Origin of the sequence: Pyruvatibacter sp. HU-CL02332, from assembly GCF_040362765.1 — a bacterium.
Classification (GTDB): Bacteria; Pseudomonadota; Alphaproteobacteria; order CGMCC-115125; family CGMCC-115125; genus Pyruvatibacter.
On sequence record NZ_BAABWK010000002.1, the window covers coordinates 19,702 to 33,771 of the forward strand.

Annotated in this window: 15 protein-coding genes and 1 tRNA gene; 12 read left to right on the forward strand and 4 right to left on the reverse strand. The window is 58.2% G+C overall.

Features of this window, described 5'->3' with window-relative positions; all coding sequences use genetic code 11:
• Position 1: 1 nt before the first annotated feature.
• The gene (locus tag ABXH05_RS10680) at positions 2-772 is read left to right on the forward strand and encodes an ATP12 family chaperone protein (RefSeq protein ID WP_353561011.1); all 771 of its coding nucleotides are present in this window, start codon (positions 2-4) and stop codon (positions 770-772) included.
• Here the strand turns inward: ABXH05_RS10680 and lipB are convergent.
• Positions 769-1,485 (reverse strand): lipoyl(octanoyl) transferase LipB, encoded by a 717-nt coding sequence (gene lipB / locus ABXH05_RS10685; protein ID WP_353561012.1) that lies wholly within the window; start codon positions 1,483-1,485, stop codon positions 769-771. The genes ABXH05_RS10680 and lipB overlap by 4 nt on opposite strands.
• Positions 1,486-1,595: 110 nt before the next feature.
• Here lipB and ABXH05_RS10690 point away from each other — a divergent pair, with 110 nt between their 5' ends.
• The 7 genes from ABXH05_RS10690 (at position 1,596) to ABXH05_RS10720 (ending at position 6,740) form a co-directional block, all read left to right on the forward strand.
• A complete protein-coding gene (locus ABXH05_RS10690) occupies positions 1,596-1,832 on the forward strand; it encodes a FliM/FliN family flagellar motor switch protein (RefSeq protein ID WP_043949256.1) in 237 nt (78 codons plus the stop codon).
• A 179-nt stretch (positions 1,833-2,011) separates the two neighbouring features.
• A complete protein-coding gene (locus ABXH05_RS10695) occupies positions 2,012-2,572 on the forward strand; it encodes a precorrin-2 dehydrogenase/sirohydrochlorin ferrochelatase family protein (protein WP_353561013.1) in 561 nt (186 codons plus the stop codon).
• Entirely contained in the window at positions 2,569-3,366 is a 798-nt protein-coding gene (locus tag ABXH05_RS10700; protein WP_348141024.1) for a phosphoadenylyl-sulfate reductase, read from the forward strand. The genes ABXH05_RS10695 and ABXH05_RS10700 overlap by 4 nt, the downstream gene beginning before the upstream one ends.
• 132 nt (positions 3,367-3,498) lie before the next feature.
• A tRNA-Leu gene (locus ABXH05_RS10705) sits at positions 3,499-3,585 on the forward strand.
• 187 nt (positions 3,586-3,772) lie between these two features.
• Positions 3,773-5,185: a magnesium transporter gene (mgtE, locus tag ABXH05_RS10710; RefSeq protein ID WP_348141022.1), complete on the forward strand. Its 1,413-nt coding sequence runs from the start codon at positions 3,773-3,775 to the stop codon at positions 5,183-5,185.
• Positions 5,170-6,132, forward strand: coding sequence for a Kelch repeat-containing protein (locus ABXH05_RS10715; RefSeq protein ID WP_353561014.1), 963 nt, complete (start codon positions 5,170-5,172; stop codon positions 6,130-6,132). Before mgtE ends, ABXH05_RS10715 begins: the two co-directional genes overlap by 16 nt.
• Entirely contained in the window at positions 6,132-6,740 is a 609-nt protein-coding gene (locus ABXH05_RS10720) for a GNAT family N-acetyltransferase (RefSeq protein WP_353561015.1), read from the forward strand. The genes ABXH05_RS10715 and ABXH05_RS10720 overlap by 1 nt, the downstream gene beginning before the upstream one ends.
• Here ABXH05_RS10720 and ABXH05_RS10725 read toward each other — a convergent pair.
• From ABXH05_RS10725 to ABXH05_RS10735, 3 genes are all read right to left on the reverse strand, one after another.
• Positions 6,737-7,351 (reverse strand): NUDIX hydrolase, encoded by a 615-nt coding sequence (locus ABXH05_RS10725; RefSeq protein ID WP_353561016.1) that lies wholly within the window; start codon positions 7,349-7,351, stop codon positions 6,737-6,739. The two genes, ABXH05_RS10720 and ABXH05_RS10725, sit on opposite strands and share 4 nt — an antisense overlap.
• Complete coding sequence (gene pip / locus ABXH05_RS10730; RefSeq protein ID WP_353561017.1) at positions 7,348-8,316, reverse strand: prolyl aminopeptidase; 969 nt, start codon at positions 8,314-8,316, stop codon at positions 7,348-7,350. Before pip ends, ABXH05_RS10725 begins: the two co-directional genes overlap by 4 nt.
• Before the next feature lie 115 nt (positions 8,317-8,431).
• Positions 8,432-8,638, reverse strand: a complete 207-nt coding sequence (locus tag ABXH05_RS10735; protein WP_043949251.1) for a cold-shock protein — start codon at positions 8,636-8,638, stop codon at positions 8,432-8,434.
• Positions 8,639-9,124: 486 nt separating this feature from the next.
• Here ABXH05_RS10735 and ABXH05_RS10740 point away from each other — a divergent pair, with 486 nt between their 5' ends.
• Genes ABXH05_RS10740 through ABXH05_RS10755 form a run of 4 tightly spaced genes read left to right on the forward strand, consistent with a single transcriptional unit; the run spans position 9,125 to position 14,063 of the window.
• Entirely contained in the window at positions 9,125-10,744 is a 1,620-nt protein-coding gene (locus ABXH05_RS10740; protein WP_353561018.1) for a carboxyl transferase domain-containing protein, read from the forward strand.
• Between the two features lie 56 nt (positions 10,745-10,800).
• A complete protein-coding gene (locus tag ABXH05_RS10745; RefSeq protein ID WP_353561019.1) occupies positions 10,801-12,813 on the forward strand; it encodes an acetyl-CoA carboxylase biotin carboxylase subunit in 2,013 nt (670 codons plus the stop codon).
• Between the two features lie 9 nt (positions 12,814-12,822).
• Positions 12,823-13,260: a DUF1489 family protein gene (locus tag ABXH05_RS10750; RefSeq protein WP_348141009.1), complete on the forward strand. Its 438-nt coding sequence runs from the start codon at positions 12,823-12,825 to the stop codon at positions 13,258-13,260.
• Positions 13,257-14,063, forward strand: coding sequence for a hypothetical protein (locus ABXH05_RS10755; protein ID WP_353561020.1), 807 nt, complete (start codon positions 13,257-13,259; stop codon positions 14,061-14,063). The genes ABXH05_RS10750 and ABXH05_RS10755 overlap by 4 nt, the downstream gene beginning before the upstream one ends.
• The last annotated feature ends 7 nt before the right edge of the window (positions 14,064-14,070 follow it).

The window sequence follows — 14,070 nt, forward strand, 5'->3', positions numbered from 1 at the left end:
TATGAGTGATACGGATAAACCTACCTTCGTCGCGACATATGATCCTGAGGGAGAGCGCGACGCACGGCTGTCCAAGCGGTTTTACAAGGTGGCTGCCAGCGCAAAACGAGATGATGGGTTTGCCATTATTCTCGATGACAGAGAACTCAAGACGCCAGGCCGTACGGCGGTTCGTGTGCCCAACGCAGAGCTGGGCGAGGCTGTCGCTGCTGAGTGGGAGGCGCAGGCGTCTCATATTGATCCCTCAACCATGCCCCGGACACGCATTGTGACGACCGCCATTGATCGTGTGTCGCTGGATAATGGACCTGCGATCGACGAGATTGTCGGTTATGCCGGTACAGATCTCGTCTGCTATCGCGCGGATGACCCCGAGGAGCTTGTCGCCTTGCAAGGGCAAGCGTGGGATCCATTGCTGGAGTGGTTTGCCGGGGCTACCGGGACCCGCCTGAAAGCAACCAGCGGCATTATTCATGTGCAGCAGGATGACGACGCACTGCGTCAGGTTGGGCTTCTTTTGAATGAAGTCGATCCGATCAGCCTGACTGCTTTGCATACTCTGGTGACACTCTCCGGCAGCGCAGTCGTTGGTCTGGCGATGCTCAAAGGGCATCTCAATGCCAAAGACGCATATGCGGCGTCGCGCGTCGACGAAACTTTCCAGATCAAAAAATGGGGCGAAGACGAAGAAGCGGCAGAACGTGCTGCGTTTCACAAAGTAGAGTTTGATGCCGCCGCAGAAGTTTTGCGCCTTTTAGGCAGACTCTCCTAAGTCGCTTCGTCGATCGTCGGGCCAAACACACGTTCGAACTCGGTTCGCAGCGCCATGTCGAGGTCAGGCATGGAGGCTGTGAGGCCCATATCCTCAAAGCTCGTAACGCCATGTTGCTGGATGCCGCACGGTACGATGCCTGAAAAATGCTCGAGGTCCGGGTCCACGTTGATGCTGATGCCATGGAAGGTGACCCAGCGGCGGACCCGCACGCCGATGGCGGCAATCTTGTCTTCTGTTTCGAGACCACGATCCGGGCGTTTGACCCACACACCGACCCGGTCGGTGCGCACTTCGCCGCTGATGTGAAAGTGGGCGAGGGTGCCGATGATCCAGTCCTCCAGACCTGCCACAAATGCCCGGACGTCCTGTCCGCGCGTCTTGAGGTTGAGCATGGCATAGCCGACGCGCTGACCTGGCCCGTGGTAGGTGTATTGGCCGCCACGCCCGGTCTCATAAACCGGGAACCGGTCGGGTGTCAGAAGGTCCTTGGGATCGGTACTGGTGCCGGCAGTGTAGAGGGGCGGGTGTTCCAGCAGCCAGACAAGTTCAGGCGCCTCACCGGCGGCAATGGCGGCGGCACGTGCTTCCATTTCCGCCAGTGCCACAGGGTAGGGCACCTGGTCTGGTGAAATACGCCACTCCACGTTCGCAGCGTCTGTATAGAGCCGGGCTACGGGTGCGCGGGCGGATATGTCTTCGGAAACGCTCATGAGGGTCTCTATATCATTATTCGCGTTTACGTATGGGTAACCCTGTTTTGCGAGGTTGGGGAACCGGATCGCCCGATGAAGGGCTTGATCATGCAGTCGGGACCCGACCTATGAGCGCCATTGAAAAAGTTGATGTTGAGATTTCCGTTGTTCTCGGCAAGGCGACCATGCCTATCCATCAGCTCCTGAAAATGGGCCGTGGGGCTGTGATTGAGCTGGATGCGGGAGAAACTGAGGAAGTCTGGCTCCTGGCCAACAATCAGCCCATCGCACGCGGCGAAATCGTCGTTCAAGGCGACCATGTGGGCGTTTCCATCACAGAAGTCCTGCAGCAGCACACTTTCTGATCCAGAGTATGCCTGCATCACACAAATAACGCATGATTAGTGTGGTTTGTTGTATTTCACGCCTTTTACTTGAACAAAGTGCGGTTACCCCTTAACTCTTGGTCAATAGGCCGCTTCCTCCTGATTGGATTGGGCGGAAATCAGCCATTCCGCCAAGTGTTTTGTTGGGTAGCCTTTGCATGTTTCCCGTTTCGCTAGATTTGGACCTGCTGAAGGTAGCTGTCGCTGGGAGCGGTGCTGCCGCCCGTCAGCGTATCCGGCTGTTGACGGAAGCTGGTGCAGGCGATTTCAGCGTGTATGCGCCCAATGCTGACGCAGAGATGGTGGAAGCGGCTGGCGCCCGGTTGGTGAACCATCTGCCGGACGACAGTGATCTGGACGCTTTGGACGTCTTGTTCATAGCCGACCTCGCGGAAGCAGATGAAACACGGCTGGCGGCAGCTGCGCGCTCCCGGAAGGTGCTGGTCAATACCGAGGATGTTCGGCCGCTGTGCGATTTTCATGTCCCGGCCATGGTGCGGCGGGGAGACCTGCTTCTGGCGATCTCCACCGGTGGCGCATCTCCGGGACTTGCACGTCGTCTGAAGGCACATCTGGGTCAGGCATTCGGTGAAGAGTGGGCTGACCACATAAATGAAATTGCGAGCGCCCGAACGCGCTGGCGCGAAGAGGGGGTGCCTCTGCCTGAACTGGGCAAGCGCACCAATGCTCTTATTGATGAGAAAGGCTGGCTGTCATGACCGCATTGCAGGCCACCACGACAGAACAGGCAACGCCTGTGCAACGTCAGGCAATGGATTCTGAAACCGTTACGTCTGCACGATTGGAACAGCTGCGCCGTGACTTTGGTCACCTGGAAGGTGCTGAGTTGCTGGATGCCATGGTGCACAAGGCGTTCCCGGACAAGATCGCCATGGTTTCGTCCTTCGGGTCGGAAGCTGTCGTGCTCTTGCACTTGCTCTCAGAAGTAAACCCGACGGTGCCGGTGCTGTTTCTGAATACCGGTAAGCTATTTGGCGAAACGCTGCGCTATCGCGACCGGCTGCAGGACAAGCTCGGTTTGACGGATGTTCGGTCGCTTGGCCCGGATCCCCGCGTGGAAGCTATCTCTGACCCTGCCGGCGATCTGTGGGCCCGAGATGCGGATGGCTGCTGCCATTTCCGCAAGGTGCTACCGCTGGCACATGGTCTGAAAAATTTCGAAGCGTCGATCACCGGACGCAAACAGTTTCAGACGGGCGCACGCGCCGGCATGCCCACAATTGAGCAGGAGGCGAACGCGGACGGTACGCCTGGAAGGTTCAAGATCAATCCGCTGGCGAACTGGAACCTCGATGACCTCAAGACCTACATCGAGGATCACAAGCTGCCACGGCATCCGCTGGTGAAGGATGGATACCTCTCAATCGGCTGCATGCCGTGCACGGACCGTGTGAAAGAGGGCGATGATTACCGCTCTGGCCGGTGGGCTGGAACCGACAAGGATGAGTGCGGAATCCATGTGCCAGGCCTCGTCGACGGCGACGGCATTTAGGAACCCGGCCTGGGCTAGATCGAACCTCTGATCTGTGTCCAGATCAGGGCCTTGTGTTGGGCCCGGCAGTTTGCTACACGGCGGTCCCTGCTTTGTTTGGCCGCTTCTGGCGGCATTTGCAGGTTCTACCGTGCGGTCGTGGCGGAATTGGTAGACGCGCAGCGTTGAGGTCGCTGTGGGGTAAAACCCGTGGAAGTTCGAGTCTTCTCGACCGCACCATTTTTCTTCTTTTTCATGCATTTATGCCTGCTCACCGGCATTGCCGGTGGACAGCAGCCCTGCGGCTGCACATCTTTGTGTCATTGGTCCCCAATGGCCGATTTGGGCTGGTTACTTGCCAGCGGTTCAGTTAGCAAAAGCATAGGCTGGACGGCTTTCGGGTTGGCCCCGATAGCCTGACCTTGAGGTGGAGAAGGCGCTGAACGATATCGCACCAGATCTGAACCGGGCTTCTGACCCGGACCCCATTGCAGACGATGAGATCGGCCTGTCGCCGGACTTCGTGCGCAATGTGGTCGACCGGATTGATGCGGGCGATGCGCCATCTGTGCGCGCTGCCGCTGATGGTCTTCATCCCTCAGACGTTGCGGAGCTTCTGGAGCTTTTGCGACCAGATGAGCGTCGCACGCTTGTTGCGATTCTGGGGCCTGACCTCGACATAGCCGCGTTGTCTGAACTGGACGAGGGGCTGCGTGACGAAGTTCTGGACTATATCGGTCCAGGGCGCGTTGCCGAAGCACTGGCTGATCTGGATACGGATGATGCGGTCTATCTGCTTGAGGACATGGACGAGTCCGAGCAGAAGGCCTTGCTCTCACGCATGCCCGACGAAGACCGCGCGCAGATTGAGCGGTCACTCGAATATGAAGAAGACAGTGCCGGCCGTCTTATGCAGCGCGACATTGTCGTGGTGCCGCCGCACTGGAATGTCGGTCAGGTGATTGACCATCTGCGCGAAGCGGATGACCTGCCTGAAACCTTCTTTGAAATTTTCGTTGTCGATGAAATGTACCACGCCATTGGCACGGTTCCCCTGTCGCGATTGATGCGAACAAAGCGCCCGGTGCCGATCCAGGACATCATGGATGTGGAGCAAACGCTTATTCCTGCTGACATGGATCAGGAAGAAGTTGCTCACCAGTTTGAGAAATACAATCTGGTTTCCGCCGCCGTTGTGGATGAAGACGACCGGCTGGTCGGTATGGTCACCGTTGATGACGTCGTTGAGGTCATTCAGGAAGAAGCAGGTGAAGACCTGCGCCGTCTTGCAGGTGTTGGTGACGAAGCTCTGACGGATACCGTCATCAAGACAGCGCGCAGTCGTTTTCCGTGGTTGTTTGCCAACCTGTTCACTGCGGCCATAGCTGCAATCGTGATTTCTGCGTTCGGCGTAAGCATCGAGAAGATGGTGACGTTGGCCATCCTGATGCCTGTGGTCGCTGCTCTTGCCGGGAATGCAGGGACACAGACCATGACGGTGACCGTGCGGGCCATGGCGACCCGGGACCTGGTGGATTTTAACGTTGGCCGGGTGATTTCACGTGAGGTTCTTGTTGCCTTCATCAACGGCTTTATTTTTGCCGTACTTATGGGGCTGGGTGTGGGCGTGATATTTGGTGACTGGGAACTAAGCGGTGTTATCGCGGTTTCCATGGTCATCACACTGGGGTTTGCCGGTCTGTCAGGTATCCTCATTCCGCTAGCGTTGGACAGGGCAGGGGCTGACCCTGCCATCTCATCCAGTGTTTTTCTGATCGCGCTGACAGACGCGGTTTCATTTCTTGCATTTCTTGGATTGGCCACATGGTTGCTGCTTTGACGAAGCTTCGTTCCACATTCCTGGGAGGCGTCCTGTTCGGCGCTATGTTTACGGTAGTGCCTGCTGCGGCGGGCAGCTGGAGTGAAGGGGCGCCCATCGGTGAAGCTCGGGCTTTTGGCGCGGCCGCAGCACAGGGTGAGACGATTTATGTGGCCGGTGGCGCGGGCCTCAAGGAACCTGTCGCGGATTTTGCAGCATATGACGTCCTGGGTGATATCTGGCGTCCGCTGCCCACCATGCCGATTGGCCGCCAGGGTTTTGGCATGGCAACCGCCCTTGATGGCGGTGTCTATGTAGCCGGCGGGTATGCAGGTGAGGATTTCGACACGCCCTCATCCGAGCTTTGGCGCTACGACATGGCCAACGCCGTGTGGGTTAGGATGGCCGACATGCCTGCAGGACGTGCCCGTCATGGCATGGCATCGCTCGACGGCAAGCTGTATGTGGTCGGCGGCGAAGGTCCAAATGCGTCGCGTGTTTTTGTATATGACACCTTTCAGGCTGCATGGTCAGAATTGGGTGCGGACCTTCCAGCACCCCGCAAGGACTTGGGCGTGGTCGCCGCTGCAGGCAAAATTTACGCTTTGGGTGGACGGACCGGTAATGGCGTGACCGCGCAGGTTCATGTGCTGGATGTAGAGGCCGCCAGGTGGCGTCAGGGCAGTGCACTGCCGTCGCCACGTGCAGATGCCGCTGTAGGTGTGGTCGCGGGCCAAATCCACCTGGCCGGTGGACGGTCAAATGATCCCATGAGGACATTTTCAGAGCACTATGTGCTCGACGCATCTGGTGGCGGATGGCGTAAGGCTGAACCGCTGCCACTGCCGCGTCTGGGTGCTGCATCTGCCGGTTCTGGCGGGGCATTTGTCATTGTCGGGGGATCCGGCGGCGCAGGTGTCTTTTCCCTCTTCACCACCAGCGATGTGGTCGATATCTACAAGCCATAATGACTGATCATGTGATTCATCGTGCCGGGCCGGATGATGCCCGCCTTGTTGGACGTCTCATTGGCGAAGCATTCGCTGACGATCCAATATCCCTGTGGATACTCCAGAAGCCTGAACTCATCACCCGGATCATGACCCGGCTGGCCACGCATGTTTACGTCCCGGACGGGTTTGCCGAGTATCTGGACAATCAGCTTGGCGCGACCATGTGGATGCCGCCAGGCGGACATGGACAGCTTGCCGGGTTTCAAAGTCTGGCTGCCTTGTTTGACATGATGGTCTGCGGTGTTCCGTCCGCCCTTGGACGCAGCAGTACCTTTGGCTCCGTCATGCACAAGGTCACGCCGAAGGAGCCACACTTCTACCTCTTTACGATTGGCGTTGTCCCTGAGGGGCAGGGTAAGGGACTTGGCGGGGCTTTGCTGCGATCGGGGCTTGCCCAGGCGGATCGGGCCAGCATGCCGACCTATCTGGAATCGAGCAAGGCAGACAACATACCCATCTATCAGCGCTATGGTTTTGAGCTACGCGATGTACCGGCGGGCCTCCCGGAAGGGTGTCCGCCGATCTATCCCATGTGGCGCCCTGTCAAAGGCGGGGCTGGCTAGAGCGCACTTCTAAAATCTTCGAGTGTCGGCTCGGTCATGATCTTGTGTCGGGCCGACAGCATGATTCCGGCGTGAGCAATGGCGATGTCTGTGCTGCCATCGGCAAACACCCGAAAGGCCTCTTTCAGAGGCATTGTGATGACTTCCAGATCTTCATCGTCTTCCAGTGCCTGCTCATGGGCTTTGACGGCGCCAATTCCAAGATACGGATAGGCCATCTGGCGGAAGCGGCCGGGGTAGGGGTGTATGGGCGGCAATGGGAACACACGCTCGGCCGAATATCCCGTCTCCTCGCGCAGCTCACGGGCAACCGCATGCTCCGTATTCGGATCATCGTCGTCAATGATTCCGCCGGGCAGTTCCAGCATCACCCGCTGTGAGCCATGTCGGTAGTTTCGGACCAGGACAGCCTGATGGTCCATTGTGATGGCCAGCATTGCAGCCCAGTTTGGCAGGTCGAAGACGTGATAGGGGTCGACGATGGCACCGCGCATGGTTTCGCAACGTTGCTGACGGGCGCGGATGTAGGGTGTTTCAAAAACGATTTCTTCTGAATGGACTTTCCATGCACCGGGCTTGGACGGGGGCTTGATGGAATTGGAAGAACTCATGGGATGTCTTTCAGAATATGTGGGTTGAGGGCGGCCAGCAGGGCTTGCGTGTTGGACGGGTCGCGCCACGTATGGCCTGCATCCGGCACCACGGTCAGACTTGTATGTGGAACGGCACGCGCAAAATCAAATGCTGTTTGGGGTGGGCACACGATGTCGTAACGCGATGTCACCAGATCGATTTGGATTTCAGCAAGTGTCTCTGCGGCCTGCTTCAGAATGCTGTCGCCGTCGATAAAGCCGTGATGGCGAAAGTAGTGGTTTTCGATCAGGGAGTGCGCCAGCACGAAGTCCGGATCTGCAAGTTCGGCAGACATGCGTGTTGTGTCGACCACCAACCGCGACACGGCTTTTTCCAGAGCTGTCCACCTGTGCAGGGCATCAAGGCGTTTTGCATTGTCGGCGTCCGCAAACAGGTCTGCGTAGGCTGCGATGGGGTTTTGGTGTTGCGGCGGTGTGAGTGGCTTCAGGAAGTCCGCAAAGACATCGGGGAACAGGGCTGCGGCAATGCCGTTTGGATAGTAGAGCGCTTCGAGTTCGCTTTGGCGTGCCAGAAACAATCCATAGAGGATCATATGCGTCACGCGATCGGGGTGAGCCATGGCTGCTGCTACCGCCAGAGTGGCGCCCCATGAGCCGCCAAAGAGCACCCAGCGTTCGATGTTCAGATGGATGCGGAGCCGCTCAATGTCTTGGATCAGGTGCGGGGTGGTGTTGGCCGCGAGGTTCCCGTGGGGGCGTGACCGTCCAGCGCCTCGCTGATCGGCAAGGATGATGCGATAGCGGGTTGGATCAATGAGCTGGGTGATGTCGGTGGAGAATCCGCTGCCCGGCCCACCGTGCAGGTACATGAGCGGAATGCCTGAGGGATTGCCACATTCTTCGTAGTAGATTTCATGGCCATCCTCTGGCGGGAGGAAGCCACTGGCGTAGGCATTGCTTTTGGGAAAGAGGGGCAGGGCCATGTGAACCTGTCGCGTGGTTGTGGTTCATGCCGCCGCTGTGCAGCAGATACGAATACGGCCCGGACGCTGGAAGCGTCCGGGCCGCGAATTCGTCAAATCCTGGAGTGGAGGCTAATTAGCCAACAACTTTCAGGTTTTCGGCAGACATCTTGCCGTTGCGGCCTTCCTGGAGTTCAAACTCCACGACCTGGCCTTCGTCAAGGCTTGCCAGTCCGGCAGCCTGAACAGCTGTGATGTGCACGAAGGCGTCTTTGCCGCCATCATCGGGCTGTACGAAACCGTAGCCCTTTTTCATGTCGAACCACTTAACGGTTCCCTGCATCTTGATAGTCCTTCAATTCCGATCGTCACACGATCTTGTACCGTCCTTGGCAACATGCCTGGACGGGCATTCGCAACCCCTTGCCGAAAGTCCTGATTGCGTCTTTGCATTGTGACGTCGTCGGAGGAGGCCAGAGAAGTCGAATAGGCACGGGGACCATGCTCGTTTTTCGTGATTTTTGCAATGTCTTTCGGGGGTTGCCTTATTTGCCCATGATTGGGCATCGAATGGCTGCGTGAGCCCGAGGCTTGGCACTTCAAAGGATGTCACGCTTTCGGGTTGATCCCCCTGTGTGCCTAAGGGAGTTTGGCACCCCCATGGAATTACGCAAAACCGGCGGTTTCCTGCGCATTGCTCCTATGTGACACATCACTTGCGTGCGGTTTGGGGCTATGCTCCCTTGCCATACACACCTGTCAGATTCAGGTGCATTTTGAAGCGGGCGCATCCTCAACAGACGCCGGCGCAGGAAGTGTTTCAGGGACCATGCCGAAGCTAAAATCGTCCATCCAGACCAAGAGTAGCAGTTTCAAGGAAAACGCAGCGGCCATGCAGGCGCTGATTGCAGACCTCGAAACCAAGACAGCGCAGGCCTCTTTGGGCGGCAATGAGCGATCGCGCGACCGGCATGTTTCGCGAGGCAAACTATTGCCGCGGGACCGTGTTGCCCGCTTGCTTGATCCAGGCACGCCATTTCTTGAACTGTCTCCGCTTGCGGCCAACGGCATGTATGACGATGACATTCATGCAGCTGCGATCATCACCGGCATTGGGCGTGTCTCTGGCCGCGAATGCATGATTGTTTGCAATGACGCGACCATCAAAGGCGGCACCTACTATCCGGTCACCGTGAAGAAGCATCTTCGCGCGCAGGAAGTGGCGCGGGAAAACAGACTGCCCTGCATCTATCTGGTGGATTCCGGCGGCGCCAATCTTCCCAATCAGGCGGACATCTTTCCGGATCGCGAACACTTCGGTCGCATCTTCTTCAATCAGGCGGCCATGTCGGCCGAAGGTATTGCGCAGATCGCGGTCGTGATGGGGTCGTGCACAGCCGGTGGGGCTTATGTGCCGGCCATGTCTGACGAGACCATCATCGTGCGCAATCAGGGCACGATTTTTCTGGGTGGTCCGCCGCTTGTAAAGGCGGCCACCGGTGAAGTTGTGAGTGCTGAAGATCTGGGTGGTGCGGATGTGCACTCACGCAAGTCCGGCGTGACGGATCACTATGCGGAAGATGACGCCCATGCATTGGCGATCGCCCGGCAGATTGTGAGCAATCTGAACACGCGCAAGCCATGCGAGGTTGAAACGCGGGTGCCTCGTGCGCCGCTCTATGATCCGGCAGAGCTTGCGGGCGTCGTGCCGGAAACACTGACGACCCAGTATGACGTGCGCGAAGTCATCGCGCGGCTGGTGGATGGCTCGGAGTTTGACGAGTTCAAGAAACTCTATGGCACGACACTGGTTACCGGCTTTGCCCGGTTGATGGGATATCCCGTCGGTATCGTCGCCAATAACGGCATCCTGTTTTCGGAAAGCGCGCAGAAAGCGGCTCACTTCATTGAGCTGTGCTCCCAGCGCGGCATTCCTTTGATCTTCCTGCAGAACATCTCCGGCTTCATGGTTGGCAGCCAGTATGAGGCGGGCGGCATTGCCAAGGACGGCGCCAAGATGGTGACGGCGGTTGCCACGGCGCAGGTGCCAAAGTTCACGGTTATTATCGGCGGCTCCTATGGGGCAGGGAATTACGGCATGTGTGGGCGTGCTTACTCGCCGCGTTTCATGTTTGCCTGGCCCAATGCGCGTATTTCCGTCATGGGCGGGGAGCAGGCAGCAAGCGTGCTTGCAACCGTCAAACGTGATGGTATGGAAGCGCGCGGCGAAGAGTGGAGTGCCGACGAAGAAGATGCCTTCAAGGCGCCCATTCGTGAGGCCTATGACGAAGAGGGGCATCCCTATTTCGCCACAGCGCGCCTTTGGGACGACGGCATCATCGCGCCGCAGGACACGCGCATGGTGCTTGGACTTGCCATCTCGGCCTCGCTGAATGCGCCAATCCGCAACCCTCTTGCGCCGGATCGTTTCGGCGTCTTCCGGATGTAGGGCGGGGTTATGAGCAACACTTCATCCAAAACAACAAAGCCAAAACGGCGGGCGCAATGATCACATCTGTTCTGATTGCCAATCGCGGTGAGATTGCCTGCCGCGTGATTGAAACCGCCCGGTCCATGGGATTGCGGACCATCGCTGTTTATTCAGAAACTGACGCAAACGCTTTGCATGTGGAAATGGCCGACGAGGCCTATCTGCTTGGGCCTGCGGCGGCGGCTGAAAGCTATCTGCGGCAGGACAGGATACTGGATGCCGCGCGCAAGAGCGGGGCTGATGCCATACACCCGGGATACGGCTTTCTCTCGGAGAACGCAGAGTTTGCAGAAGCCTGTGCTGACGCCGGCGTGCTTTTTGTTGGTCCGCCTGCTGACGCGATCCGCGCCATGGGCCTCAAGGACCGTGCGAAAGTCCTGATGCAGGATGCCAATGTGCCGGTGGTTCCCGGTTACCATGGGGACAACCAAGACCCCGTGTTTCTGGCCGCTGAAGCTGAGAAAATTGGTTATCCTGTTCTCATCAAGGCTGTTGCTGGTGGTGGCGGCAAGGGCATGCGTCGTGTCGATGCTGCTGGCGATTTTGACAAGGCGTTGGCGTCTGCTCAGCGCGAAGCAAAAGCCGCCTTTGGTGACGATCACGTATTGATTGAAAAGTTCGTTTCCCGTCCACGTCACATCGAGGTTCAGGTCTTCGCGGATGCCCATGGCAACGTGGTGCATCTCTTCGAGCGGGACTGTTCAGTTCAAAGACGTCACCAAAAGGTGGTGGAAGAAGCACCGGCGCCGGGCATGCCTCAGGACATGCGCGATGCGATGGGCAAGGCTGCCTGCGAAGCGGCGCGCGCGATCGGCTATCGCGGAGCGGGGACCGTTGAGTTCATCGCAGACGCGTCAGAAGGGCTGCGTGCAGATCGCTTCTACTTCATGGAAATGAACACGCGTCTGCAGGTTGAGCACCCGGTGACAGAGATGATCACCGGTCAGGACCTTGTTGAGTGGCAGTTGCGCGTTGTGTCCAACGAGGAATTGCCGCTGAAGCAGGATGAGATCCTGCTCGACGGACACGCGGTTGAAGTTAGGCTCTACGCGGAAGACCCGAACAAGCAGTTCTTCCCATCGACCGGCAAGCTCAAAGAGTTCTGGATGCCGGAAGAGGGCGACGGGGTACGGATTGACGCCGGGGTTCAGCTTGGTGACGAAATAAGCATCTACTACGACCCTATGATCGCAAAGGTGATTGCCTGGGGCGATACGCGCGATGCGGCGCGTCAGCTGTTGATAAAGGCGCTGTGTGACGTCGAAGTTGTGGGTGTGACCACCAATGCTGCGTTTCTGAAGGACGTTGTCAGTCATCCGGTTTTTGCGTCCGGCGAGATGGATACGGGCTTTATTGAGGCGCACACGACCGAGTTGCTGCCGGGCAAACAGGCGGCGCCGGCTGACATTGCAGCTTTTGCAGCCCTCGCGCTGGCGCAGAACAGAACTTTGCAGGCTGCCCGAGGCAGTGATGCTGACCCTTACTCTCCATGGAATGATGTGGGCGGTTGGCGTTTGGTTGGTACTGCTGGCGAAACGATCACTTTGCTGGACCGCGACACCCCCCTTGCTGCAGAGGTGACTTATGGCGCAGACGACATCGCGGTCTCGCTTGAAGGCGCCGAAGGCCGCGTTAGTACCTACCGTGTGGCTGAAGGCGTGATTGAAGCCGTCGTGAATGGTGCCCGCATGTCAGCGGGTGTTCATATTGAAGATGACACAGTCTCCGTCATGAAAGACGGCGCGACGTGGACATTTGATGTTCCCGATCCGCTGGATGTTGATGCTGCGGATGCCGCTGCACTGGGAGGTGTTGAAGCACCCATGACCGGCAAGATCACACAGGTCTGGGTCAAGGCAGGAGATAGTGTTCAGCGCGGTGCGCCCTTGATTGCGCTGGAAGCCATGAAGATGGAGCACACCCTTAATGCACCGGCTGACGTGACCGTGGCGGAGGTTCTGGCGGTAGCCGGTGACCAGGTTGAAGGCGGTGCGGCCCTCGTGGTGTTTGACGCGTCAGACGAATAGACTGCGCAGATGGCACTTAACCTCATAAAGCTCTGCGTTGGCGCGTCCTCCATTGAAGATCTGGCTGACTGGCAGGGCAGGGTGCTGGCGGGCAAGACCGGATACGGAAAAGTCGACAAGCTTTTCCATACGACCCGGATGACACCTAAACGCGGTGAGGAGCTTCTTGATGGCGGCTCTCTTTATTGGGTTATGTCCGGCACCATACGGGTGCGGCAGAAACTGCTGGATATCGAGCAGTACAAGGATTCAGAAGGCATCAAACGTTGCCGGCTGGTCCTTGATCCACCGTTGATCCAGACACGCCCTGCGCCTCGGCGGCCTTTTCAGGGGTGGCGGTATCTTGAAGCCAAGGACGCACCAGCGGACCTTGATATGTCGAACGCGGGGGCAGACGATATGCCTGCTGAGATGCAGGCGGAACTCATGGAGCTCGGATTGCTATGACTTTGCGATTTTGCGCACCCCTTGCAGCCGGGGTTGGACTTGCAGTTGCAGCGCTTTTGCCCAACGGGCCAGCCCACGCGGCCGGTGCGTGCCTGAGCATGCCTTTGGTTTTTGAAACCGAGACCGCAAGTGGTTGCCCTGACGCCGCGACATTGGCGCGGCTAATGGATGCGCCGCTGCCCATCGGGACCCGCTCACCCAGTACCGGTAAGTCCGAAGGCGTTGAGCTGACAGCATCTGACGATAGCGCCAAGCGCCATGTGCGGACCTGCCGCGCCTACGCAGATGCCGTCGGTGCGGGGTGGTATGCGGCTACCCAGATGGATATGAACTTTGAAGGATTCATGCGTGTCGCCTGTGGCTCTGTCATGGCTCTGGCGGCGTCTGGCGAGGCCACCACGTCGCGGATTGATGACGAGCAGGTAGGGTTTCAGACCCTGTCACTTCTTCCGGTAGATGTGTTGCCAGCGCTTGCACCCGACACGGAAGATACGCTGGCCACACTGAAAGCTGCGCAGTTCAGTGTGGGTAGCATGGTGGCGACTGGTGATGTGCTGACCAGGGGCAGTTCACCGGAACAACTGGAACTGGCCTATGCCGGGTCCGCCTCGACCTATGGTGAAGTGGCTCGGGGTGATTTCAACGGCGACGGCGAAATGGACATCCTTGTGTATGCACGCCATGAGGCCGTGAATGGATCACTTCGGTGGTACGAGCTGTTTGCGCTGTCCTACCCGGACCAGTCCTTGACCTTTGAACGGTTTGAGCCTGCAGGCTTAGGGGCGCTGTCATCGGGAAATTGACGGCGAA

Coding starts and splice junctions, on each gene's coding strand:
- ABXH05_RS10680 (WP_353561011.1), top strand. CDS start 2: ATGAGTGATACGGATAAACCTACCTTCGTCGCGACATATGATCCTGAG.
- lipB (WP_353561012.1), bottom strand. CDS start 1,485: ATGAGCGTTTCCGAAGACATATCCGCCCGCGCACCCGTAGCCCGGCTC.
- ABXH05_RS10690 (WP_043949256.1), top strand. CDS start 1,596: ATGAGCGCCATTGAAAAAGTTGATGTTGAGATTTCCGTTGTTCTCGGC.
- ABXH05_RS10695 (WP_353561013.1), top strand. CDS start 2,012: ATGTTTCCCGTTTCGCTAGATTTGGACCTGCTGAAGGTAGCTGTCGCT.
- ABXH05_RS10700 (WP_348141024.1), top strand. CDS start 2,569: ATGACCGCATTGCAGGCCACCACGACAGAACAGGCAACGCCTGTGCAA.
- ABXH05_RS10715 (WP_353561014.1), top strand. CDS start 5,170: ATGGTTGCTGCTTTGACGAAGCTTCGTTCCACATTCCTGGGAGGCGTC.
- ABXH05_RS10720 (WP_353561015.1), top strand. CDS start 6,132: ATGACTGATCATGTGATTCATCGTGCCGGGCCGGATGATGCCCGCCTT.
- ABXH05_RS10725 (WP_353561016.1), bottom strand. CDS start 7,351: ATGAGTTCTTCCAATTCCATCAAGCCCCCGTCCAAGCCCGGTGCATGG.
- pip (WP_353561017.1), bottom strand. CDS start 8,316: ATGGCCCTGCCCCTCTTTCCCAAAAGCAATGCCTACGCCAGTGGCTTC.
- ABXH05_RS10735 (WP_043949251.1), bottom strand. CDS start 8,638: ATGCAGGGAACCGTTAAGTGGTTCGACATGAAAAAGGGCTACGGTTTC.
- ABXH05_RS10740 (WP_353561018.1), top strand. CDS start 9,125: ATGCCGAAGCTAAAATCGTCCATCCAGACCAAGAGTAGCAGTTTCAAG.
- ABXH05_RS10745 (WP_353561019.1), top strand. CDS start 10,801: ATGATCACATCTGTTCTGATTGCCAATCGCGGTGAGATTGCCTGCCGC.
- ABXH05_RS10750 (WP_348141009.1), top strand. CDS start 12,823: ATGGCACTTAACCTCATAAAGCTCTGCGTTGGCGCGTCCTCCATTGAA.
- ABXH05_RS10755 (WP_353561020.1), top strand. CDS start 13,257: ATGACTTTGCGATTTTGCGCACCCCTTGCAGCCGGGGTTGGACTTGCA.